Raw genomic sequence first — 21,999 nt, forward strand, 5'->3', positions numbered from 1 at the left:
CAGCGCACACCCCGCCACTCGCCCCCTTCCTCGCCTTCGCCCTCACCCCTCCTCGACCTCACCCCCTCGCTTCCGCCTCACCCTTTGTTCTCCCTCACTCCTCACCTTCCTTCAGCCCTCACTATCGCCGTTATGTAATTCGCCAAGCCACGCGGAATTCGACATCACCGCACCGATCCACGTCGCGCTTCGAGCCATTCATGATCCCCGTAGAATGGCATGATCGACACTGACGTTACGCGTGTCAGCGGGCGGATAATATACGCATGGGTCAGATGTCGTTGTTCAGCCGGGCCACTATTGCTGGGATGCGGGATCGGACCAAGAGGCGTAATTATTCGCCGGGTAATGATGAGTTTCGGCGGGAGCATGAGCGGCGGCGGGCGTGGGGTTTGCAGCGGCGGCATGCGGAGAAGGTGCGGTGGGCGGAGCGGAACCCTGACAAGGTCTGGCCGTCTGGGCAGCCTCCGACTGTGAGTCCTTCTTTGCGCGATGTGCCTGCTCGGAGCCCGGTCGTGCAGCGCTCGGTGAAAACGTCCGCTGAACCTGTGCGGTCAGCCGTCAATACGTCGTCGCGACCCGTTGTGTGTAGTCGATGGTCGACTCCGTTGGGGGTGCCGCTTCCGGTTTTGCGTCTGGCTCGCGCTCGTTGCATTTTAATGAGATTGTGTGGTTGCTGCCTGCGGGTGGTTGCGGTGAAACTCGATGCCGTTTTCAGGGTTTCGGTGGGTGCAACTCATCATGCTGTGGTCAAGGTTGACAGAATGGACGGTTTGTTTGGCGCGCGGAAGTTGGGTGGCCGGGTCAATGCGATTTTGGTTGGATCTGGCCGGCGCATTGGTGTCGCTCGCTCGGGTCGCGGCAAGGGGTTCCGCGCTGTCGGTGGGCTGACGTCACCTGGCGGAGTTTGTCGGCGGTTAGTTGCCGGAGGCGTCTACGTCGACCCGAAGGGTTTGGCACGGCGTTGGCCTCCGGCCCGTGGACCGATCCATTTCTTGTGGCGCAGGCCTTCGGAGCCAGGCGCCGACCGGCCCGCGTCCGGGGGGGGTCGGCACCCCGGCAACGGCCTTGTCGACCGCGGCCAGCGGGCGGCCCCTCGCGATGGAACCCGAGGCCGCGATGGCGAGTCAACGCTGCTCCTGGCCCACCACTGCGTCCAGGCTGGAACGTCGGCGAACCGAGGTGGGTGGGCTGCACAACGACGGCCTCTGTCCGCGCTTCGCCAACTCCTGGACCCCAGCGCAGTTTGTGAGTACTTACTCACTGCCGTCTGCCGTCTGCCGTCGGCTCGGGCCGCAGCACCAGGTCGCGGGGTGACATCGTCAAGGCCGCCGCTCCACGCCCCCACTCGATCGTCGTCGTTGAACACCAGGTCGGATTCGGTGAGGCGAAGACCTCCCGACGCCCCGGGACGACTCGAGAGGGCCACCACAGACACCCTTCGGGGGGCCACCACCAACACCCTCAAGCAGCGTGACGAGCGTCGGCATACGCAGAACAGACGAGGAACCCCGTTTGTGAGTACTTACTTACTTCGGCTGGCCATGCGGGCAAGGGCAAGGCCAGTCCGTGCGGTCCCACCCCGGCGCCGGGGCCGCGGGAAGGGGCGACGAGCTCAGGCGAGCTACTGGCGAAACGGGCCGCCGAGAAGGAGCGACTAGCTCGGGCGGGCTGCTGGCGAAAAGGGCCGCTGAGAAGGGGTGGAGGGAGGGGGTGGATGTCTTCAGCGGGGGCTTGGGGGGTCGATCTGGTGGGGGGCTCAGTAAAGTTCCAGCGTTGGGTCGGGAATTTAGGGGTGGGCAGTCGGATGACGGGCGAAGCGGTAACGACCGCTGGGGTGGATGCTGAGCGGCTGGCGCTGTGTCTTGCGGTGATTGCTGAGGTGGAGGCGTTGCCGACGGAGCACCCCGATGCGGTGGCCGTGCGGCGGGCCACTGCCGCGCTCTTCAAGACGGTCAAGCACAAGCGGCGGCGGGAGCGGCGGGACGCGATTCTGGCCAACGATCGGGCGGTCACCGAGGCTACCGCTACGGGGGCGCCGGGGCGGATCGACGATGAGACGGCGGGGATTCCGCTGCGTAGTACGGCCCGGGCCGCGACGGCGGGGGTGTTGCATCAGGCGCGTGGGTGTTACGTCTGCAAGCAGCGGTTCACGCAGGTTGACGCCTTCTATCACCAGCTCTGCCCGGAGTGTGCGGTGCTGAACCACGAGCGGCGGGATGCGCGCACCGACCTGAGTGGGCGGCGGGCCCTGCTGACGGGTGGGCGGGCCAAGATCGGCATGTACATCGCGTTGCGGTTGCTTCGGGACGGGGCCGATCTGACGATCACGACGCGGTTTCCGCACGATGCGGTGCGGCGGTTCACTGCCATGCCGGACAGTTCCGAGTGGTTGCACCGGCTGCGGGTGGTCGGGCTCGACCTGCGGGATCCGGCTCAGGTGGTGGGGCTGGCCGATTCGGTGGCGGCGCGCGGGTTCCTCGACATCATCATCAATAACGCGGCGCAGACCGTACGGCGTACGCCCGGCTCTTATTCGGCCATTGCCGCTGCCGAGTCGGAGTCGTTGCCGAACGGGCCGCTTCCCGAGCTTGAGTATTTCGGGACCGCGGGGGTGTCGCCGGCGGCGGCCCTGACCACGGGGGCGCCGGTGCTGACGCCGCAGCAGGTCACCGAGATGGCGTTGACCGCGCGGTCGGTCGCGATCGACGCGGGTGGGCTGGTGCCCGACACGACGCCGACGAACAGCTGGAGCGACCGGGTGCACGAGGTCGACCCGTTGGAACTGCTCGAGGTTCAGCTGTGCAATGTGACGGCGCCGTTCGTGCTGGTCAGCCGGCTGCGGGCCGCGATGAAGCTGTCGCCGTTCCCCCGGCGGTACGTGGTGAACGTGTCGGCGATGGAGGGCATCTTCAACCGCGGCTACAAGGGGGCCGGGCACCCGCACACGAACATGGCGAAGGCCGCGCTGAACATGCTGACCCGCACGAGCGCGGTCGACATGTTCTCCGACGGGATCCTGATGACCAGCGTGGACACCGGCTGGATCACCGACGAGCGGCCGCACCCGACAAAGATGCGCCTGGCCGAGGAGGGCTTCCACGCCCCGCTCGACCTCGTGGACGGCGCGGCCCGGGTGTACGACCCGATCGTGCGCGGCGAGGCCGGCGAGGACCTGTACGGCGTCTTCCTGAAGGACTACGCGCCGGTCGCCTGGTAGGACGCGAACGAGCCACGACCCGGTGGGGGCCGTGGCTCGCCGTGCTACCGGTGTCGTCAGGCGGGGCGGTCGCCGCGGTCACGGTCACCGCCGCGGTCACGGTCACCGCCACGGTCGCCATCGCGGTCACGGTCCCCGCCACGGTCACGGTCGCCATCGCGGTCACGGTCGCCATCGCGGTCGCGGTCACGGTCGCGGTCGCGGTGGTCGCGGTCACGGTGGTCGCGGTCGCGGTCGCGGTCCCGGTCACGGTCGTGGAACCACGGGCGGCCGTGACCACGGTGCCGGTCACCCCAGCGCCAGTCGCGGTCCCAGCTGACCTCGAGCGCGTACGAGCGGATCCCGACCCGGTCGCAGTCGAAGTCGTCCCAGCGGTCGAAACGCTCGCCGATGCGGCCGGCGAGGACGCACGCGGTGTAGCTGCGGTAGTAGCCGACGACGCGGTCCCGGCGGTTGTCCTGGGAGACGCTCGACGTCTTCGACGAGCCGGCGTCGGCCGAGGAGGCCGCCATGGCCGGACCCGCACCCATGGTGACGCCCGCGAGCAGGCCGAGGCCGCTGACCGTAAGCATCCGGGTAATACGGTTCATATCACACCTTCTCTTGACAAAACGTTATGCCTCGAAAAGGACATCACGGGCACCGAACGTAACGGTGATGTTTCGGAGCGTATACCCCGATAGTGACGCAGCTCTGGACGAACGGTGGATGCCTACTCGTCGGGAAGGGCGAGGTAGGCGGGGCGCAGCACGTCGGCGATCGGCCGGCCGCCCTCGGCCAGCGGTGGCGGATCAAGCTGGTCGAGCAGCGCATCGGGCCTGCTCGCAGCGCCGGGACGGCCGCCGGCGGGCACGGCCGACGGCACTGCGGGTCCCCAGAAGTCGGCTACATCGCCAAGGTCGTCTGGGTGAGACGCCGGGGAGGACGCAGGAGCGGGAGGGGCGGACGACGTGACGGCGATGGCGCTCCGCAGCTCGCGCAGATGGGACAACAGCTCGTCGCGCCCCCGGCCGCGCCAGGCGAAGGCGCCGAACGGATCCTCCTGGAAGCTGCGGGCCAGGGCGTAACAAGTCGCGGCCAGGTGGATGCACGGCATCGGCCACCGCTCGCACGTGCAGTCCAGCGCGACCTCGTCGAGCGACAACGGCACCAGGCTCAGCCCGGCCGCCGCGAAGACGTCGCCGATCCCGGCCGGCATACGACCGTCGAGCAGCTGGGCCGTGAAGCGGGCCTCCTTCGCGAGCGACGCCTCCAGGGCCGCCCACTCGGAGGCCCCGAAGGCGCGCACGGCGATGCGGGAGCGGAAGGCCCGCGGGTCGTCCGGCCCGCGCACCTGCGCCACGACCAGGCTCGACGAGATGGTCAGGCTGCGCACGTGCCCGGCCCGCTCGTCGCGGCGGCCGCGCGCGAACGTGGGACCCATCCGCAACGACTCGAAGGTGCCCAGGAAGGCCACGGGAAGCTCAGTCAACGATGGCCTCCGGGGCGAGCGTGAGCAGGTCGCGCAGCTCGGTGGTGGACAGCGCGGTCAGCCAGCCCTCGCCGTTGCCGACCACGCGCGCGGCCAGCACGCCCTTGTCGGCCAGCAGGCGGTCGATGCGCTCCTCGAGCGTGCCCAGGCAGACCAGCGTGTGCACCCGCACATCGCGCTGCTGGCCGATGCGGAACGCCCGGTCGGTCGCCTGTTCCTCGGTGGCCGGATTCCACCAGCGGTCGATGTGCACGACGTGGTTGGCCGCTGTCAGGTTGAGCCCCGTGCCGCCGGCCTTCAGCGACAGCACGAAAACTCCCGGACGGGAGTCTGTCTGAAACTCAGACACCAGGTCGTCGCGGGCGGAGCGGGACAGGCCGCCGTGCAGGAAACGCACCGGGGCCCCGAAGCGGGCGGCCAGATGCGGCGTCAGCATCCGGCCGAACTTGGCGAACTGGGTGAAGCAGAGCACGCTCTCGCCCTGGGCCAGCGCCCCGTCGACGATCTCCTCGAGGCGTTCCAGCTTGCCGGAGCGGCCGGGCAGCGGCGAGCCGTCGCCCAGCAGCAGCGCCGGGTGCACGCAGGCCTGTTTAAGCTTGGTCATGCCGGCCAGCACGATGCCCTTGTTCCAGCGGTCGGTGCTCTCGTCGAGCCGGTTGGTCATCTCGTCGAGGATCGCCCGGTAGAGCGTGGTCTGCTCGCCGGTGAGCCCGCACAGGTGGCGTACGTGCTGCTTGTCGGGCAGGTCGCTGATCACGACGGGGTCGCTCTTGACCCGGCGCAGCAGGAACGGCCGGGTGGCCTGGCGCAGCCGCGCGGCCGCCTCCTCGTCGGCGTAGCGCTCGATCGGCACGGCGAAGCGCGCCCGGAACGTGTGGGCCGACGCGAGCACGCCCGGGTTGAGGTAGTCGAGGATCGACCACAACTCGGCCAGCCTGTTCTCCACGGGCGTGCCGGTCAGCGCGATCCGCATACGCGAGGGAAAACGACGAATCGCCCGTGCGGCCTGCCCGGCGCTGTTCTTCACGTGCTGCGCCTCGTCGAGCACGACCCTGTCCCACTGCACGGCGGCCAAAAGATCCGCATCCCGTACGGCGGTGGAGTACGTCGTCAGCACGATGTCGGCATCGGAGGCCACCGAACGGTCGTTACCGTGCAGAACGTGGACGCTGAGCGACGGCGCGAAGCGAGCGATCTCGCGCTGCCAGTTGCCCAGCACCGACAGCGGGCAGATCAGCAGGGCCGGCCCCGAGCGTCGATGCAGCAGCAGGGCCAGCAGCTGCACGGTCTTGCCGAGCCCCATGTCGTCGGCCAGGCACGCCCCCAGCCCGAGCTGGTCGAGGAAGGCCAGCCAGGAGAAACCCCTTCGCTGGTACGCCCGGAGCTCGCCCCGCAGCTCGGCCGGCGCGTCGAGCAGCTCGAGCCGGTGTTCGAGCTCGCCCGAGAGCAGGTCGGCCGCCCAGCCCGCGCCGCTGACCGTGGTGACCGGCAGCGGCAACTCCTCGGGCGGCAGCAGTTTGATCGTGCGCAGCGCGTTGCCCGCGGTCATCGTGCCGCCGCCACGGGCCAGGAAGCGCAGCCCGGCGTCGAGGCGGTCGGCGTCGAGATAGACCCAGCGACCCCGCAGCCGTACGAGGGGGACCTTGGCCTTGGCCAGGTCGGCGAGCTCCTCGCTGGTCAGCACCCGCCCGCCCAGGGCCAGCCCCCAGTCGTAGTCGACGAGGTGGGCCAGGTCGGCCGTCTGGTCGCGCAGCACCGCGGGGATCGGATCGCGGGGACGCAGGTTGAGGCCGAGCCCGAGGCCGGGTTTGTCCTGCCACCAGGCCGGCAGCAGCACGCCGTAGCCCGCCTCCTCCAGCGTGGCCGCATGGGTCAGGAAGCGGTGCGCCTCCTCGGTGTCGAGCACCATGTCGACCGGGCGGGGCACGCGCAGCGCGGCCTCGAGGTCGGGATAGAGGCGGGCGGCCCGGCCGAGGGCGCCCAGCAGCCGCTCCTGCGGGTGGTGGGTCCAGCGGCGCAGCGGTGCGTAGCTGTCGCGCCAGATGTCGGCCGCGGTGACCAGGGCGCTCGGCTCGTCGACGGCCTGCAGCAGGAACTCGAGCAGCCAGGCGTCGCGGGCCGGGACGGCGGCCGGATCGGGGTTCACCGCGTCGGGCTCGTCGGGTTCGAGCTCGGCCAGGTGGCTGAGCCGGAAACAGAGCCGGACGGCGGCGCCGGTGAGCGCGCTGGTGTGCCAGTGGTCGAGGCGGTCGGCCAGCTCGTCGACCAGGCCGGGAGCGGCCATGAAGGCGGGCTCGCCGGTGAGCGCGGCCAGCCAGCCGTCGCCCAGGCGCACCCCGGCCTCGGCCAGGCGGGTGCGGACCAGGCCGTCGACGAGGCGTTCGAGCGCGGCGGCCAGCGCGTCCTCGGCGGGCAGGCCGGCCACGTCGCCGGGGCGGGCACGCTCGGCGCGGGCGGCCGCGGGCATTCGCCGCAGCAGGTCGTCGCGGTGCAGGGCGTCGTAGCCGGTGAGCACGGGCCGCCAGCGGGCGGTCGGGCCGTGCGGGTGCACGGCGGGCAGCACCCGGCCGCGACGCACCAGGTCGGCCGCGAACTCGCAGAGCTCGATGAGCCACTCGACGGACCGGCCGAGCCGCCCCTCGAACTCGGCCGCGACATCGGCGTCGAGGAACGGCACGGTCACGGCGGGCACCGGCCAGGCCCGCAGCTTGGGGGTGCCGCGCCGGGGCGGCAGGCCGAGCTGCGGCGACGGCAGCGGCCCGGCGCTGGTGGAGGGCAGCACGAGAGTGGCCGCACGCCGTTCCCCCACGGGGAGCCGGTCGACCGGCAGGGCGAAGGGATGCCCGGACTCGGCCGTCGGCCCGCCCTCGCCCCACAGGTTGAGCGATCCGTCGCGCCCAACGAAGCCGTGCAACACCCGCACCTCGGCGGCGACGAGAGAGGCAGTGGGAAAGGTGGCGGAGGGAGCGGCGGGAGGGGTGGCAGGAGGAGCGGCGGGAGGGGTAGCGGGAAGTGCGGTGGGAGGGGTGGCTGTCATCGCAGCTCCCACTCGATCACCGGTGGGCGGACGCGGGCACAGATCGGGTCGCCGAAGCCGTCGGTCAGCGGAAGTGAGGCGGTCAGCACTCCCTCGCCGTCGTGGGCGCGGCGCAGCAGGGCGGTCGGGACGTCGCCGAACATCAGCTTGGCCCGCCGGAACATGTGGAAGTCGTCGCCGTTGACGTTGCCCCAGCTCAGGTAGAGGAACCGGGCGCCTGGTCGGCCGTGCACCCAGGGGCCGCCCACGTCGAGCAGCTCGTCGACCTCGCGCGAGGTGATCTCGAACTGCCACCTCGCCGAGGCCGCCCACGCGGGAACGAGGTCGACCACCGTGCGGTCGCGCTGAACCCCGACGTGGACGTTGGCCAGGCGCAACGCATCGGCCTGCCCACCGGCAACGGCGGCGGGCAGGTCGCGGCCCTCGATGCGGATCCTCACGCCCGAAACCCTAGCCCGAGGGTCTGACAGGAAGTCCAGCCTCGGGCCGGGGTGGGCCGGGTTATGGGTCGGGGGTGGGTTGGGGCTTGGGGGTGGGTCGAGTTCGGGGTGGGTCGGGTTCGGGGTGGGGCCGTGGGGGTGACGGTCAGCGGTCGCGGACCCAGGCGTCGAGCAGGCCGCCGAAGTGGGCCAGGAACTTCTCGTGCTCGTGCACCGGATACATGGCCCGTACGGTCTCGCGCAGCAGCGAGCGGAACTCCTCCGAGTTGACCCAGTCGTAGACGATCTCGTCGACGTTGCCCAGGTAGCGGTCGCAGAAGTCGGCGTACCGGTCCGCCTCGAAGTAGTCGTCGGCGAGCTTGCGATAGCCGGCCAGCTTCTCGGCGTACGTCAGGGAAGGGTCGTCCCCGATAGCGAAGTAGGCCGACGTGTCGGTGTCCAGCCGCGGCTTGCGACCGGTCACCACGCAGAACACCGACCAGCGCAGCAGCGCCGACATGGCCCACGGGAAGTAGTAGTGCAGCGAGGTCAGGGCGACGTCGGGGCAGGCGTTGGCGTAGTCGATGGGGTGCACGTCGGATCCGCGCACCAGCGACTCGCACGAGTTGAACTCCCAGCGGAAGAACGCGTTGACCAGCCGCGAGATGGTGACCACCTCGTCGCCCTGCTCGGCGCCGAGGAAGCCGTGGTCGACCTCGTAGCGGGCGTGCATGGGCTGTTCGGGGCGGAATTTCATCACCATCGTCTCGGGGCCGATGGTCAGCGAGCGGGCGAACACGTCGTAGTTCTCCACCGACGCCTGCAGGTGCATGAGCCGCTCCCCCGAGGCGTCGTACGCGGCGTGCAGCTCCTCCGGGTCACGGATCTTGGAGACGCCGACCCAGGCGCCCCCGTCGTACGGCTTCATGAACATCGGATAGCCGACCTGCGCGGCCGTGGCGTCGAGGTCGAACGCCTGGTTGTAGCGGGCCGCCGTGTACGCGTACCGGCTGTTGTCGAGCGGATTCTTGTACGGCACCAGGACTGTCTCGGGCACCTTGAGGCCGAGCCGCATCATCGCGCAGTAGGCCGCGTGCTTCTCCATCGACTGGAACGTGAACGGGCTGTTGAGCAGGTACACGTCGTCCATCAGCGCGATCTTCTTGAGCCACTCGCGGGGGTGGTAGTACCAGTAGGCGAGCCGGTCGATGACCAGGTCGTGGCGGGGCTTGTAGCGCAGGTTGAACGGCTCGATGGTGACCCGCTCGGAGGAGACCCGGTGCGTCTTGCCGTCCGGGCCGTTCACCGTGCCGAGCCGGCGCAGCAGGGCCTCGAAGGCCCGGGGCCAGTCGTCTTCCGTTCCGAGTAGAAGTCCGATGGTGTGTTCGACGTCCGCCACGGGTGCCTCCCTCAGGGCCAAACTCTTCTCAACAGCGATGTGAGGTGGGGGTCGAGGGCGTCCCGCCAGGCCGGCCAGTCGTGACCGCCCTCGATCTGCGCGAAGGTGACCGGGTAGCCCTGCTCGCGCAGCGCCTCGGCCATGCTCCGGTTGTTCGCCAGGTTCTCCTCGAGCCTGCCGCAGGTGATCGTCGTCGGCACGCCGGGACCGCTCGCCGATCGCAGCACGCGTCCCGTCCAGCGCACGATCGGCAGGTAGCGCCCGAAGCCCGACTCCTGCCGGTCGAAGCGCGGCTGGAAGAAGCTGCCGGACTGCAGGAACAACCCGCCGAAGAGGTCGGGATGCCGCCGCTGGCAGTGCAGCAGGGACAGCGCGCCCAGGCTGGCGCCGATCGCGACCACGGGGCGTCCGCCCGACAGGCGCTCGGTCAGCCGCGGCAAGATCTCCAGACCAAGACCGCGCGCGTACGCGGGCAGGGCCGCATACCACTCGAACCGCTCCCCGGCCGGCAGCAGCACGACGTGGCAGGGCTCGATCCGGCCCGCGCAGATCGACGCGGCGGCATACCGGCCCAGGTCGGCATGCTTGTCGTAGTCGGGGCCGTCGTGCGCGACGAGCACGCGGTCGGTGGCGTCGGCGGGCGACCAGACGCGCGCGCTGAGGTCGGCGCGCAACGCCTTCACGGTCAGGTCGACGGTCGACCACGAGCCTGCCGCGGCCGGCTGCGTCCACCAATCGGGGTCACGCCTGGCCTCCATGAAGGCACATTAACCGCCGCGTCGTGCGGCCGCGCGCCATCCGGGCGACGAGATCTCAGGGCGTGTAGGTCTGGCTGGGCGACGAGGACGGCGGCAACCCGAACATCTCGGCCAGGCCGGTCACCCGCAGCTGCCGGTGCACGAACTCGCTCGGGTTGCGCAGCACGAACCGGGTGCCGGTCTCGCGGGCCGCGTTGTAGCCCGTGACCAGCGTGCCGATGCCCTGCGAGTCCATGAACGTGACGTACGTGAGGTCGACGATCAGGCTCAGCGGGCGCTCCCGCTGCAGGGTGCCGAGCAGGGTCTCGCGCAACGCCCCCACGGTCGCGGCGTCGAGGCTTCCGCGCACGTCGACGACGATCGCGCCGTCCGCCTGGCGTCGCGTCGTCATCACCGCCTCGCCCACTGCCGAACCTCCGTCACCCTGGGCTGTCCCGCCACCGTACCTCCGGTTTCCCGCTCCTCGCAGGCTGCCGCCTGTTTCCGGTGCCACAGCGGACACCCGGTGCGCGCCGGACCCCCAGGAATTTGCCCGATCTCGCTCTGCGGTTGCGGAGTGACCATCCGTATGCCCAAAGTCACATAGGCGGAAGCCGATGACGGGAGGGGTGAACATGGCCACGACATCGGGACGGCCGGGCATCTTCGCGGTGCGCGACGTCCGGTCCCTCATCACCGAGACGGCCGAGGAGGGTCAAGGTCTCAAGAAGGCGGTCGGTGCCACGCATCTGACCGCGATGGGCGTCGGCGCCATCATCGGCACCGGCATCTTCGTGGTGATCGGCGAGGGGGCCGGCATAGCCGGGCCCGCGGTCATCCTGTCGTTCGTGCTGGCCGCCGTGGCCTGCGCGTTCTCGGCACTCTCGTACGCGGAGCTGGCATCGTCGATCCCCGTCGCGGGCAGCGCGTACACCTATACGTACGCGACCCTGGGCGAGCTGGTGGCCTGGATCATCGGGTGGGACCTGATCCTGGAGTACGGCGTCTCGGTCGCGGCCATCGCGGTCGGCTGGGGCGGCAACCTGAACGCGTTCCTCGACTCGGCGTTCGGGGTGGCCCTGCCCGACGCGATCGCCAAGTCGCCCGAGGACGGCGGCGTGTTCAACCTGCCCGCCGTGTTCGTGGTCCTGGCCATCACGTTCCTGCTGATCCGCGGCGTGACCGAGAGCGCCCGGGTCAACCTGGTGATGGTCGCGGTCAAGCTGCTCGTCCTGCTGTTCTTCATCGTCGTGGCGTTCGCGAACTTCGGCACCGGCAACTTCCAGCCGTTCGCGCCCGAGGGAGTGGACGGGGTGACCGCGGCCGCGGCGGTGATCTTCTTCGCCTACATCGGCTTCGACGCGGTCTCGACCGGCAGCGAGGAGGCCAAGCAGCCCGCCCGGGACCTGCCCCTGGCCATCATCGGCTCGCTGGTCATCTGCACGATCTTCTACGTGCTGACCGCGACCGCCGCGATCGGCATCGCCTCGCCCGAGCAGCTCGAGGGCAGCGACGCGCCGCTGGCCGCCGCGCTCGACCAGGGGGCCGGGATCAGCTGGGCGGCCGCGATCCTCGCACTCGGCGCCGTCGTCGCCATCACCAGCGTGGTGCTGGTCATCATGTACGGCCAGACCCGCATCTTCTTCGCGATGTGCCGCGACGGCCTGCTCCCACAGCGCCTGGCCAAGGTCAACCAGCGGTACGGCACCCCGGCCCGGCTGACCCTGGTGCTCGGCGTGCTCATCTCGATCCTGGCCGCGCTGATCCCGCTGAGCGAGATCGTCAAGCTCGTCAACATCGGCACGCTGTTCGCCTTCGTGCTGGTCAACATCGGCGTCATCGTGCTGCGGCGCACCCGGCCCGACATGCCGCGCCCGTATAGGGTGCCGTGGTCGCCGGTGCTGCCGCTGCTGGGCATCGCGTTCGCCGTCTACCTGATGAGCGACCTGCCCTGGGACACCTGGGTCCGGTTCGTCGTCTGGCTGGTGATCGGCGTGCTCATCTATTGGCTGTACGGCTACAAGAACTCCCGCCTGCGTCGCGAGCCGAGCGGCGGCACCCCGGGATGGGCCCGTACGCCGGACGAGGGTGACCCGCAATGACCGGCCCGGTGATCACCGGAGTGGACGGGGGCACGGCCGCGGCCGACGCGCTGGCCCTGGGGCGATGGTTCGCCGAGGCGCTCGGGGCGCCGCTCGTGGTGGCCGTCGTGCACCCCGCGCCGGCCGCCCTCGGCTCGGGCCGGGTCGACGCCGAGTGGGTCGCCGACCGGCACCGCGCCGCGCAGCGGGTGCTCGACGACGCCCGCGAGACCCTGGAAGGCGTACGGGGGGAAGTGGCCTTTCGCATGGTCTCCTCGTCGTCGGCCGCGCACGGGCTGCACGACCTGGCCGAGGAGACCCGGGCGGCGATGCTGGTCATCGGGTCGGGACGGCACGCCACCAAGGAACGCCTGATGGCCGGCAGCACGGCCGAGCGTCTGCTCGCGGGCAGCGTCTGCCCGGTCGCCATCGCGCCCGCGTCGATGCCCGCCCCGCCGGTCGAGCGCCGCCGGATCGGCGTGGCCTACGTGGACACGCCGGACGGCCGGACCGCGCTGGGCGCCGCCGCCGAGATGGCCCGCCGCACCGGGGACACGCTCAAGCTCTACACCGTGGTCGCCGAGGGGGACGCCACGCTGCCGTTCCTCATCGGCGACGACGTCGAGCGGGCGTTCCTCGAGACGGCCCGGGAGACGTACGAGCAATCGCTGCGCAAGGCGGCCGGCTCGCTGCCCGGCGTGACGGCCGAGTGGGAGGTGGTGGCCGGGGACGTCGTCGACGCGCTGGCCGACCTGACCGACGTGGACGTGCTCTACTGCGGCTCGCGCGGTTACGGCCCGGCCCGGCGGGTGCTGCTCGGCGGCGTCTCGACCAGGTTGATCCGGCGCGCGTGCCGTCCCCTGGTAGTGGTGCCGCGCAGCGGTTGATCAGTCGGCGCGGTGGCGCCCGCCCCCGGCCTGCATGGCGACCGAGGTGGGCTCCTCCGCGGCGCGCTTGTCCCAGGGTGAGATCGCGGGGTGGGCGTCCTGGGCGTTCAGGTCCTGGATGGGCACGTAGACCCGGGCGTCCACCGCCTCGGCCAGCAGCAACGCGGCCACCATGGCGGTCGGGCGCTCGGCCGGGTCACGGTTGAGGCAGCGCGACACCAGATCCTCGACCTCGGGCGGCAGGCCGTCGAGCTCGGGCAGCGGCTCGGGGTCGCGATAGCGCTGGGCGTAGACGAGCTCGGTGGGCGACTCGGCCTTCCACGGCAGGTGCCCGCTGATGCATTGGTGCAGCAGCGTGCCCAGGGCGAACATGTCGCTGGCGGGCGTGGCCGGCATTCCCTCGAAGAGCTCGGGCGCCACGTAGGCCGGGGTGCCCATGACCGGCACGTCCGGCTCCGGCTGCGGGGTGTCGGCCGAGGCCGCGATGCCGAAGTCGAGCACCTTGGCCCCGGACGGCGTGAGCATGACGTTGGCCGGTTTGACGTCGCGGTGCACGATCAGCTCGGCGTGCGCGGCGGCCAGCCCCGCGGCGACCTCGGCGCAGATCCGCACGCCGATCCGCCAGTCGATCGGCCCCGCCGCGAGATGGGCGCTGAGGGTCTGCCCCTCGACCAGTTCCATCACGATGTACGGCACGTCGCGCGCGGACGGCCCCGACCGTGAGGTGCCGAAGTCGTGCACGCCGGCCACGTTCGGGTGGGCCAGCTTGGCGGCCGAGCGGGCCTCGGTGCGTACGAGGTCGATGCTCGCCGCGTCGCCCAGCGTGCCCTCCAGCGAGGGCCCCATGATCTTGATGGCCACCGGGCGGTCGAGCACCCGGTCGTGGCCGAGCCACACCTCGGACATGCCGCCGACGCCGATGCGCCGCACGAGCTGGTAGCGCCCGCCCAGCATCCGCATGTACCGAACCTCCTGGCTAGATCTTCGGTCAGCGGTACCCGTGGACCCCGGAGCAGAAACGCTGTACTCCCCCACTGTATGGAAGTACAGTCCCGTCGTGACGCGCTACGGACCGATGTACGGCCCCGATTTCACCTTCCTCGGGGTGCCCGCCTGCGACTGGCAGGACGAGCAGACCTACGCGGACGCGGACGTCGTCATCCTGGGTGCGCCCTTCGACGGCGGCACCTCCCACCGGCCCGGCGCCCGGTTCGGCCCGCAGGTCATCCGCGGCACCGACTACCTGCCCCACGACGGCTCGCGGCCGCACATGGCGATGCGGGTCGACGCGCTCAGCGGCGACCTGACCGTCAAGGACGCGGGCGATCTCGAGGTGTTCAGCGGCGAGATCCAGCGCAGCTGCGACACGATCGAGGACGCGGTGGCCTACGTGGCCTCGTACGGCGCGATCCCGCTCATCCTCGGCGGCGACCACACCGTGACGTGGCCCGACGTCGCGGGAGTGGCCCGGCACCACGGCGCCGGCCGGATCTCGGTCATCCACTTCGACGCGCACGCCGACACCGGGGACATCGAGTTCGGGTCGCTCTACGGCCACGGGCAGCCCATGCGGCGCCTGATCGAGTCGGGAGCCGTACGGGGGGACCGCTTCTTGCAGTTGGGTCTGCGCGGCTATTGGCCCGGGCCCGAGACGCTCGACTGGATGGCCGACCAGGGCATGAACTCGTTCCACATGAGCGAGATCGTCGACCGCGGCCTCGACACCGTGCTCGACCAGGCGTTCGAGATCGCCCTCGACGACTGCGACGGCGTCTTCCTCTCGGTCGACATCGACGTCTGCGACCCCAGCCACGCCCCCGGCACCGGCACCCCCGAACCCGGCGGGTTCACCGCGCGGCAGCTGCTCGACAGCGTCTCGCGGATCTGCCACGAATTACCCGTAGTAGGCATGGACATCGTCGAGGTGGCACCCCCGTTCGACCACGCCGACATCACCGCGATGCTCGGCAACCGGGTCGTGCTGGAGGCCCTCTCGGGGCTGGCTCGGCGACGCAAAGACGCAGGTGGACCCCGGTGGAACAGGGCCACGCCGCTGCTGTCGGGACGTGGCTCGCGGGTTGATCCGCCGCCCTCCGTGAGTGATCCGCAGCGCTGAGTTCGCGTCCGCAACATCGTCACAGACAGTCGCGGTTGCGCACTTGTTCCGCCCTGACCAGCCACGCAGCATGCCTTGCATGTCCCCCGACACGGCACTCTCCCCGTACCAGCAGATCGCGGCCGAGCTGCGCCATCAGATCTTCACCGGCAGCCTGACCGTCGGCGCGAAGCTCCCCTCCGAGCACACGCTCGCCGGGGAGCATCGGGTCGCCCGCACCACCGTCCAGTCGGCCCTGCGCGTGCTGCGCACCGAGGGCCTGATCTCGTCGCGCAAGGGCGCCGGCAACTTCGTCACCCCGCTCGCCGTGATCGACGCGCACCGCTGCCCGGCCCGCATCGAGCTCGACCACCAGCAGGTCGGCTGGCTGAGCCGGCTCCCGCGCCCGGCCCACGGGCTCGACCGGGTGCTGCACTGCGAGCTCGAGCATCCCCACGAGGGCGCGCACGCCGGGCTGGGCCAGCACGCGGCCGGCACTGGCTGGTGGGTGCAGTGGTCGCTGTCCGCCTCCGAGATCAACGCCATTCCGCACTGCCTGGCCGTGCGGGCCCCGTCGGAACAGGACGACAACCACTGCCTGCTCTACCGCGACCACCCCGGCCGGCACCTGTACGGCAGTGACTACAGCTGAACGGGCTTCGTATACCGTCGGCAGGGCACCACGACGCCTGCCGCCAGGTAGTCGAAGCCACCCGCGTCCGTCCAGCCCTCGCGCTCGTAGAAGTGCCGCGCCCGCGCGTTGCCCGGCACCACGGCCAGCCACGCCACCGGATGCCCACCCGCCGCGACCTGCCGCTCCGCCTCGGCCAGCAGCGCACGGGCCACGCCGCCGCCGCGGAACGCCGCGTCCACGTAGACCTGCTCGACCTCGTCGCCGGCCACCATCACGAACCCGGCCACCTCGTCGCCTGCGACCGCCACGGTGGTGTCGGCGATCCGCTGCGCGGCCCGGGTGCGGAACGTCTCGGAGGTGCGCGCCTCGACCAGGGCGTCGGGGACGTGACCCAGGTGGCCGTCGCGCCAGCCCGACTCCCAGATGCGGGCGACGGCGAGGGCGTCGTCGTCACGGGCCGGCCGCAATCGCTGTCCGGTCAACTTTCTGAGTCCTTCCTCCAGGAGGGCGGCGGAGTCCATCGTCGGGTCGCCCAGGACGGCCGGCAGGGCCAGGCCGTCGATCAGGGCGAGGATCTGCTGGGCGGTGCCTATCGGCCGGCTTCCCGAGATCTCGGCTGCCAGCAGCTCGCGCCAGCGGGTGTAGTCGGCCAGCACCTCCACGCGCAGATCGGGGTCGCGCAGGGCCCAGCGCCACGACTCGACCCAGACCCGCCACGAGACGTCGCTGCCGACGGCACCGGTCAGATGAGAGGCGATGAGCAGGAGTCGCTGCCAGGGGTCGGTCACGACGGTGAGGCGCTCGGCCACCTCGTCGAAGTCGCGCTGGGCGGAATGCCGGAAGACGGCCCGCAGCATGTCGTCGCGGCTGCCGAAGAAGTATTGCAGCGTGGAGACCCCGACACCGGTGGCCGCGGTCACGTCGGAGAAGCGCGTGGCGTCGGCGCCGCGGGCGGCCACGACGGCGCAGGCGGCGCTGAGGATCTCGGCGTGTTTGGACACCGGCGCATGTCTATCACGTCGCCGCGCAGTCACGACGGCCCACGCTCCGTGATCGCCCACCACGGACGGTGACGGCTCTCCACAGTGCTTTCTTGACGCTGCAACAGAATGGAGAGAATTAACCGCGCATTAAGTGCTTCTTCGCCGGCGCGCGAATCGGTCGCATGTAGAGCTGACCGATTGTTGCCGGGGGATTACGGTAAGAAAGCGCGAAGATATTTGCGCCGGGCCACAGATCTGACGGTGGACCGCTCGACCGCCCCCAATTTGGTCGTCGGCGAGCATACAGGTCTGACGGCTGGGGTAAAGGGGCACCCCTGCGAGGACTTTGTGGGAGCGCGCCCACTTCGGGCGGCCCGCAGGCGGGCTGCCTGCAGACTGCGGACTGCCTGCAGACTGCGGACTGCCTGCAGACTGCGGACTGCGGACTGCCTGCGGACTGCGGGCTGCCTGCGGCCCCTTGCGGTTGGTGGTGGCAAGAGCGGCTGCCCAGGCGGTGGGCGTCGGGGTCCGGCTGAGTGCCGCCCGTTGCGGTCAGCGTCGTCTTAAGCGAAACCGGCCGCAGCAGCCATCGCACATCCGCCGGCCGCCGAAGTAACCCGACAACGCACCCGGCGTGAGCGGCGGCAGAGAGCCCGACCCCCCGCCCGCCCGCCTGGGAGGCCGCTCTTAGCCAACAACGGACCGCAAGTGGCCACGCAAAGCCCAACCACCCGCCCACCCCGCCCGGGAAGCCGCTCCTAGCCAACAACGGACCGCAAGTGGCCACGCAAAGCCCAACCACCCGCCCACCCCGCCCGGGAAGCCGCTCCTAGCCAACGACCGACCGCAAGTGGCCGCAGAAAGCCCAACCACCCGCCCGCCCCGCCCGGGAAGCCGCTCCTAGCCAACGACCGACCGCAAGTGGCCGCAGAAAGCCCGACCACGACCACGGGTAGCGCCCTCGCCGCCGGGCACGGTCATGTAGGCCTCGGTTCAGGTGTAATAGAGGTCATCGTCGTCCTGGACGGAGGCGTCAAAGGGTGGATCAAGAAGGACTCGTCGAACGGGCGAAGAGGCTGATCGCGATCCCGTCCACAGCAGAGCGCCCGGACGAGCTGGCCCGAGCCCTGGATTTCGTGCTCGGCGAGCTGGGCCCCGGGTTCACCCAGCGGCGGTTCGAGTCCAACGGCAAGCTCAGTGCCCTGGTCCATCCACCAGGCGCCGAGGAGTTCCGCGTCATCCTCAACGCCCACCTGGACGTAGTCCCCGCCGCCCCCGAGCAGTTCGTCCCCCGGGTCGAGGGTGACCGCCTCTACGGCCGCGGCGCGCAGGACATGAAGGTCGCGGCCCTGATCATGGCGGACGTCTTCCGCGAGCTGGCCCCGCGCCTGGACTTCCCGATCGCCCTGCAGCTGGTCACCGACGAGGAGGTCGGCGGCGCGGACGGCACGGCCCATCAGATCGCCCAGGGCGTACGGGCCGCTTTTGTCGTGATCGGCGAGCAGAGCCGGCTGCGGATCGTCAACGAGTCGCGCGGCCTGGCTCATGTGCGACTGACCGCGAAAGGGCGGGCGGCCCACGCGGCGTACCCGTGGCTCGGGGACAACGCCCTGGTCACGGTGATGAACGCGGCGAACGAAGTCCTCAAAAGGTATCCGATTCCGGGCGACGAGGTGTGGCGCACGACGGTGAACGTCGCCCGGATCGACACGCCCAACACGGCCGTCAACCAGGTGCCGGCGGAGGCGAGCGCGTGGCTCGACATCCGCTTCCCGGCCGAGGACGAGGACTGGCAGGACGCCGAGCGGGTCAAGGCGCACCTGGAAAGCATCACCGGCGTGAACGTGCAGGTGGAAAGCCACGGTCACCCGCATTACGCCGACCCGGAAAGCGCCGACGTCAAGCTGCTGCAGAAAGCCGCCGGACCAGCGGGCACGCTGCTGGCCAAGCACGGCGCCGCCGACGGCCGGCATTACTCGGCGGTCGGCGTGGACGCGGTGATCTTCGGGCCGGGCGGTGACGGGCAGCACGGGGCGAGCGAGTATGCCGACCTGACGACGCTCACCCCGTACGGGAAGGCTTTGCGGGCTTTTCTGACGGGGCTCAGCCCTCGTTGGCCAGCAGGAGCCAGCGGACGCGGCGGACCAGCTCGGCCGGGTTGAACGGCTTGACCAGGTAGTCGTCGGCGCCGACGGTGAGGCCGAGGTCGATGTCGACCTGGCGGGAGTGGCCGCTCATCATCAGCACCGGGATCTGCGCGGTGTCGGCCGAGGAGTGCAGCTCGTAGCAGACGCTCAGGCCGTCGAGGCCGGGCATCGACACGTCGAGGATCACCATGTCGGGCAGCTCGGTGACCACCTGACGCAGGGCCGAGGCGCCGTCGTCGGCGGTGATCACCCGGTAGCCGGCCGCGACCAGCTTGCTGGTGACCAGGTCACGCACGTCCTCGTCGTCGTCGGCGACCAGGATGGTCGGCTCGGCGAGGTCGGTCACCCAGTCCGCGACGGGAACGGGGTGGCCGACGGCGGGCTCGATGAACGTGGGAACGATGGAAACCGCTGCTCCGACCATGATGTGATCTCTCCCCTTGATCCCTCGGTTGGTCTTTGTCGAACGAGGGGACCATCGGCGGCGGCCGGGAACGCTCCAGAACTTCCCCGGGTGCAGAGGAGGAGCAGACCGGGAAAAGAAAAATGGCGGAGCCGCTCCTTGTGGGAGGGACCCCGCCACCGACGGTGCGGCCGTTTACCGCTCGCACCTGGCGTCGGTTCTCAAGTTAGAGGATCGGCGTCGATCCCCGGGCATCCGGCCCCGGGAATCGTGATGACGCTAACATCCCCCACTACCTGCGGTAACGCGTCAGAACAGCTCCGTGCGCAGGTCGTGCGCGCCGTCGGACCGGGTGGCCTCGTAGTAGACCCGGCGGTGGCCGTCGGGCAGCTCGACGAGGCTCAGGTAGCGCAGGCCGTGCGGGGTGTGCGGGCTGCCGAGCGGCGGGCCGGGCTCGGCGGTGAGCTCGCCGAAGCTGCCGTCGGGCAGGCGCTTGCCCCGCGCGACACCGGTGCGCTCCTCCCAGTTCTCGCCCGCGGTCGCCCGGCCGTCGTAGGCCACGGTGATCTCGTCCCCGTCCACCTGCACCGATGACACCCGTACGCCCCGGGCGTCCCACTCCCCCGCCCGGGGTGCGAGCGCGGTGCCCCGCCACGTCCAGTGCACGCCGTCCGGGCTGGTCGCGTACTCCGTGGTCATCCGGTCGGCGTCGTCCCAGCTCTCCAGCGGGTGCACGGAGGCCCACAGATGCCACCCGTACGCGTCGTGGTGCAGCACCGGGTCCTTCACGCCGGCCGCCTCGTCGCCCGCCAGCACCACCCGCGGCTCGGCCGTGGCCAGGCCCTCGGGAGAGTCCGCCTCGAGCAGCTCGACCCGCCAGTGCTTGGTGCCGGGGGTGGCCGCGCTCACGTAGAGCCGCCAGCGGCCGTCGGTCGTGCGCACCAGGGCGGGCCGTTCGAGCGACTCGGCCCCGAACTGCTCCTTCGTCACCTCGGCGACCGTCTCGAACGTCACGCCGTCGGCCGAGCGGGCCACCACGTTGGCGATGCCGCGACCCTCGCCGATCGGCAGCCGCAGCCGGTACGCCAGGTAGACGTGGCCGTCGGCGACGATCGAGCTGGGCGCCCCCGACCAGGCGCCGGGCTCGTCACCGGGCGGCTCGACCACGACGGTGGAGTCGTCCCAGCGGGGCAGCGGCAGCGTGAAGGTTCCCGTGGTCAAGGCGGCTCCTCGTCGAGTCGGCAGTTCAGGTGGGCAGGTTAATCGGCAGGCGCACGAGTCATCGGGAGGCGCGCGGGGCGTGCCGGTCGACCGACAACCAGTCGTCGTACGACTCCCCCGTCACCTCGGTCAGCAGCGCGATGTCGTCGGCGAACATCGGGAGCAAGGCGGCGCGCTCCTCCGGCGTCGTGACCGGCCGGGCGCCGCGCTTGCGGTGCAGCAGGGTCAGCAGCGGCCCGCGGGCGGCCAGCCGCAGCGGCACCGGGAATCGATGCCCGAAGTTACCCCCGCCGCGCAGGAGAAAGCGCAGAACCTGGTTCACCCGGTTGTCCTCGACGACGTGCCGGTTCACATTCTCCCGCGGCACGGCGGTCAGCACCCCGGTCTTCACCCCGAGAAACTCGCACACACGGTCGAGGGTGGCGGCCGGCTGGTCCTTGAGCTCCTTGTAACGCATCAGCAGCACTTGCTCGCGCGGGAAGTGCTCGTACAGGTAGCGCACCTGCTCGCCGTAGCGGCCCAGGCCCACGTAGTGCCAGAACGCGGCCCAGCCGGCCGCGACCCGCTCGGGCTCGGCCCGGCAGGCGGTGAGGAAGTCGGCCTCCGGCTCGAGCCCGGCGTTCCACAGGTGGGTCCAGTTCGAGTGGGCGCGGTCGACCGGGTCGCGCAGCAGCAGGATCAGCTTCGCCGACGGGACGAGCGCCTTGATCCGCTCGTGCGAGGCGAGATCGTGCAGGTAGAACGGGGTGGCCTCGCCGAGCAACGCGCCGGCCGGGGCGGGCGTGAACAACGCCTCATAGTCGGATTGCCGCCAGACGTGTTCCTGATAAGTCTGCACGTCACCGGGGCCGCCGTGGGCGGGTGGCGGCCCGTCGGAGAGGAAGAACTTGGGCTCCTTGACCGCGGGCAGGAACAGCTCGGGGTGACCCACGAGCGCCGCGTGCAGGGCGGTCGTGCCGGCCTTGGGCACGCCGGCAATGAGGAAGTCGGGTAGCGCCATGGTCACTTAGCCTACGGGGTTAGTAGGCATTGGGCCATCCGTCTCACCTGCGCACCAGCAGCCGGCGCCACCACGTGACCCGCCGGAATCGAGGGCACGCCTCGGGGCCGCACAGAGCGCATTCGGTTCCTTGCCGGTAGTGCTCATGGGCACTGTGCGCATGCCCGCAAACACACTGGGCTTCATCAGCGTTCATCGTCTCACCAACGGTAAGGCGGCCCGGAGGCTACGGGGGCGCGGCCGAATCACCCCATCGTCGATACCT

General features: G+C 70.6%; 18 protein-coding genes. 6 read left to right on the forward strand and 12 right to left on the reverse strand.

Annotated features, from left to right (window positions below; translation table 11 throughout):
- The first annotated feature begins 1,807 nt into the window (after nucleotides 1-1,807).
- Nucleotides 1,808-3,220, forward strand: a complete 1,413-nt coding sequence (locus tag JKJ07_RS46630) for an SDR family NAD(P)-dependent oxidoreductase (protein WP_203078227.1) — start codon at nucleotides 1,808-1,810, stop codon at nucleotides 3,218-3,220.
- 56 nt (nucleotides 3,221-3,276) lie between these two features.
- On the opposite strand, the gene JKJ07_RS46635 is transcribed toward JKJ07_RS46630, so the two are convergent.
- The 7 genes from JKJ07_RS46635 to JKJ07_RS46665 all read right to left on the reverse strand — a co-directional run bounded on the left by JKJ07_RS46635 (nucleotide 3,277) and on the right by JKJ07_RS46665 (nucleotide 10,695).
- The gene (locus JKJ07_RS46635) at nucleotides 3,277-3,810 is read right to left on the reverse strand and encodes a hypothetical protein (protein WP_203078228.1); all 534 of its coding nucleotides are present in this window, start codon (nucleotides 3,808-3,810) and stop codon (nucleotides 3,277-3,279) included.
- Nucleotides 3,811-3,932: 122 nt separating this feature from the next.
- The gene (locus JKJ07_RS46640; RefSeq protein ID WP_203078229.1) at nucleotides 3,933-4,691 is read right to left on the reverse strand and encodes an SWIM zinc finger family protein; all 759 of its coding nucleotides are present in this window, start codon (nucleotides 4,689-4,691) and stop codon (nucleotides 3,933-3,935) included.
- Entirely contained in the window at nucleotides 4,684-7,605 is a 2,922-nt protein-coding gene (locus tag JKJ07_RS46645; RefSeq protein ID WP_236031358.1) for a DEAD/DEAH box helicase, read from the reverse strand. The genes JKJ07_RS46640 and JKJ07_RS46645 overlap by 8 nt, the downstream gene beginning before the upstream one ends.
- 119 nt (nucleotides 7,606-7,724) lie before the next feature.
- Complete coding sequence (locus JKJ07_RS46650; protein WP_203078231.1) at nucleotides 7,725-8,168, reverse strand: DUF5990 family protein; 444 nt, start codon at nucleotides 8,166-8,168, stop codon at nucleotides 7,725-7,727.
- Between the two features lie 145 nt (nucleotides 8,169-8,313).
- Complete coding sequence (locus JKJ07_RS46655; RefSeq protein WP_203078232.1) at nucleotides 8,314-9,546, reverse strand: ATP-grasp domain-containing protein; 1,233 nt, start codon at nucleotides 9,544-9,546, stop codon at nucleotides 8,314-8,316.
- A gap of 11 nt (nucleotides 9,547-9,557) precedes the next feature.
- On the reverse strand, nucleotides 9,558-10,304 hold the full coding sequence (locus JKJ07_RS46660; RefSeq protein ID WP_203078233.1) for an alpha/beta hydrolase: 747 nt from the start codon (nucleotides 10,302-10,304) through the stop codon (nucleotides 9,558-9,560).
- Nucleotides 10,305-10,359: 55 nt separating this feature from the next.
- On the reverse strand, nucleotides 10,360-10,695 hold the full coding sequence (locus tag JKJ07_RS46665) for an STAS domain-containing protein (RefSeq protein WP_236031360.1): 336 nt from the start codon (nucleotides 10,693-10,695) through the stop codon (nucleotides 10,360-10,362).
- Nucleotides 10,696-10,918: 223 nt separating this feature from the next.
- On the opposite strand from JKJ07_RS46665, the gene JKJ07_RS46670 reads away from it, so the two are divergent.
- Together JKJ07_RS46670 and JKJ07_RS46675 are read left to right on the forward strand one after the other, a co-directional pair.
- The gene (locus JKJ07_RS46670) at nucleotides 10,919-12,385 is read left to right on the forward strand and encodes an amino acid permease (RefSeq protein ID WP_203078235.1); all 1,467 of its coding nucleotides are present in this window, start codon (nucleotides 10,919-10,921) and stop codon (nucleotides 12,383-12,385) included.
- Nucleotides 12,382-13,251, forward strand: coding sequence for a universal stress protein (locus JKJ07_RS46675; protein WP_203078236.1), 870 nt, complete (start codon nucleotides 12,382-12,384; stop codon nucleotides 13,249-13,251). Before JKJ07_RS46670 ends, JKJ07_RS46675 begins: the two co-directional genes overlap by 4 nt.
- Here JKJ07_RS46675 and JKJ07_RS46680 read toward each other — a convergent pair whose 3' ends face one another.
- Nucleotides 13,252-14,211 carry a serine/threonine-protein kinase gene (locus JKJ07_RS46680; protein ID WP_203078237.1) on the reverse strand — a complete coding sequence of 320 codons (960 nt, stop codon included), beginning with the start codon at nucleotides 14,209-14,211 and terminating at the stop codon, nucleotides 13,252-13,254.
- Between the two features lie 97 nt (nucleotides 14,212-14,308).
- On the opposite strand from JKJ07_RS46680, the gene speB reads away from it, so the two are divergent.
- Nucleotides 14,309-15,367, forward strand: coding sequence for an agmatinase (speB, locus tag JKJ07_RS46685; RefSeq protein WP_203078238.1), 1,059 nt, complete (start codon nucleotides 14,309-14,311; stop codon nucleotides 15,365-15,367).
- Between the two features lie 79 nt (nucleotides 15,368-15,446).
- Nucleotides 15,447-15,998, forward strand: coding sequence for a GntR family transcriptional regulator (locus tag JKJ07_RS46690; RefSeq protein WP_203078239.1), 552 nt, complete (start codon nucleotides 15,447-15,449; stop codon nucleotides 15,996-15,998).
- Here the strand turns inward: JKJ07_RS46690 and JKJ07_RS50845 are convergent.
- Entirely contained in the window at nucleotides 15,989-16,981 is a 993-nt protein-coding gene (locus JKJ07_RS50845) for a GNAT family N-acetyltransferase (RefSeq protein ID WP_307834808.1), read from the reverse strand. The two genes, JKJ07_RS46690 and JKJ07_RS50845, sit on opposite strands and share 10 nt — an antisense overlap.
- A gap of 1,022 nt (nucleotides 16,982-18,003) precedes the next feature.
- Between JKJ07_RS50845 and JKJ07_RS46700 the strand changes: the two genes are divergently transcribed.
- Nucleotides 18,004-19,125 (forward strand): M20 family metallopeptidase, encoded by a 1,122-nt coding sequence (locus JKJ07_RS46700; RefSeq protein ID WP_203078240.1) that lies wholly within the window; start codon nucleotides 18,004-18,006, stop codon nucleotides 19,123-19,125.
- On the opposite strand, the gene JKJ07_RS46705 is transcribed toward JKJ07_RS46700, so the two are convergent.
- The 3 genes from JKJ07_RS46705 to JKJ07_RS46715 form a co-directional block, all read right to left on the reverse strand.
- Entirely contained in the window at nucleotides 19,067-19,534 is a 468-nt protein-coding gene (locus tag JKJ07_RS46705; protein ID WP_203078241.1) for a response regulator transcription factor, read from the reverse strand. The genes JKJ07_RS46700 and JKJ07_RS46705 overlap by 59 nt on opposite strands.
- Before the next feature lie 288 nt (nucleotides 19,535-19,822).
- Nucleotides 19,823-20,734 (reverse strand): glycoside hydrolase family protein, encoded by a 912-nt coding sequence (locus JKJ07_RS46710; protein ID WP_203078242.1) that lies wholly within the window; start codon nucleotides 20,732-20,734, stop codon nucleotides 19,823-19,825.
- 58 nt (nucleotides 20,735-20,792) lie between these two features.
- Nucleotides 20,793-21,734, reverse strand: a complete 942-nt coding sequence (locus tag JKJ07_RS46715) for a sulfotransferase domain-containing protein (protein ID WP_203078243.1) — start codon at nucleotides 21,732-21,734, stop codon at nucleotides 20,793-20,795.
- Nucleotides 21,735-21,999: the final 265 nt, after the last annotated feature.

Source organism: Paractinoplanes lichenicola (assembly GCF_016785085.1).
Lineage (GTDB): Bacteria > Actinomycetota > Actinomycetes > Mycobacteriales > Micromonosporaceae > Actinoplanes > Actinoplanes lichenicola.

What these genes read in the sequence shown, in the direction of transcription:
- JKJ07_RS46630 (WP_203078227.1), top strand. Translation starts at nt 1,808, where the DNA reads ATGACGGGCGAAGCGGTAACGACCGCTGGGGTGGATGCTGAGCGGCTG.
- JKJ07_RS46635 (WP_203078228.1), bottom strand. Translation starts at nt 3,810, where the DNA reads ATGAACCGTATTACCCGGATGCTTACGGTCAGCGGCCTCGGCCTGCTC.
- JKJ07_RS46660 (WP_203078233.1), bottom strand. Translation starts at nt 10,304, where the DNA reads ATGGAGGCCAGGCGTGACCCCGATTGGTGGACGCAGCCGGCCGCGGCA.
- JKJ07_RS46665 (WP_236031360.1), bottom strand. Translation starts at nt 10,695, where the DNA reads ATGACGACGCGACGCCAGGCGGACGGCGCGATCGTCGTCGACGTGCGC.
- JKJ07_RS46670 (WP_203078235.1), top strand. Translation starts at nt 10,919, where the DNA reads ATGGCCACGACATCGGGACGGCCGGGCATCTTCGCGGTGCGCGACGTC.
- JKJ07_RS46675 (WP_203078236.1), top strand. Translation starts at nt 12,382, where the DNA reads ATGACCGGCCCGGTGATCACCGGAGTGGACGGGGGCACGGCCGCGGCC.
- JKJ07_RS46680 (WP_203078237.1), bottom strand. Translation starts at nt 14,211, where the DNA reads ATGCGGATGCTGGGCGGGCGCTACCAGCTCGTGCGGCGCATCGGCGTC.
- JKJ07_RS46690 (WP_203078239.1), top strand. Translation starts at nt 15,447, where the DNA reads ATGTCCCCCGACACGGCACTCTCCCCGTACCAGCAGATCGCGGCCGAG.
- JKJ07_RS46705 (WP_203078241.1), bottom strand. Translation starts at nt 19,534, where the DNA reads ATGGTCGGAGCAGCGGTTTCCATCGTTCCCACGTTCATCGAGCCCGCC.
- JKJ07_RS46715 (WP_203078243.1), bottom strand. Translation starts at nt 21,734, where the DNA reads ATGGCGCTACCCGACTTCCTCATTGCCGGCGTGCCCAAGGCCGGCACG.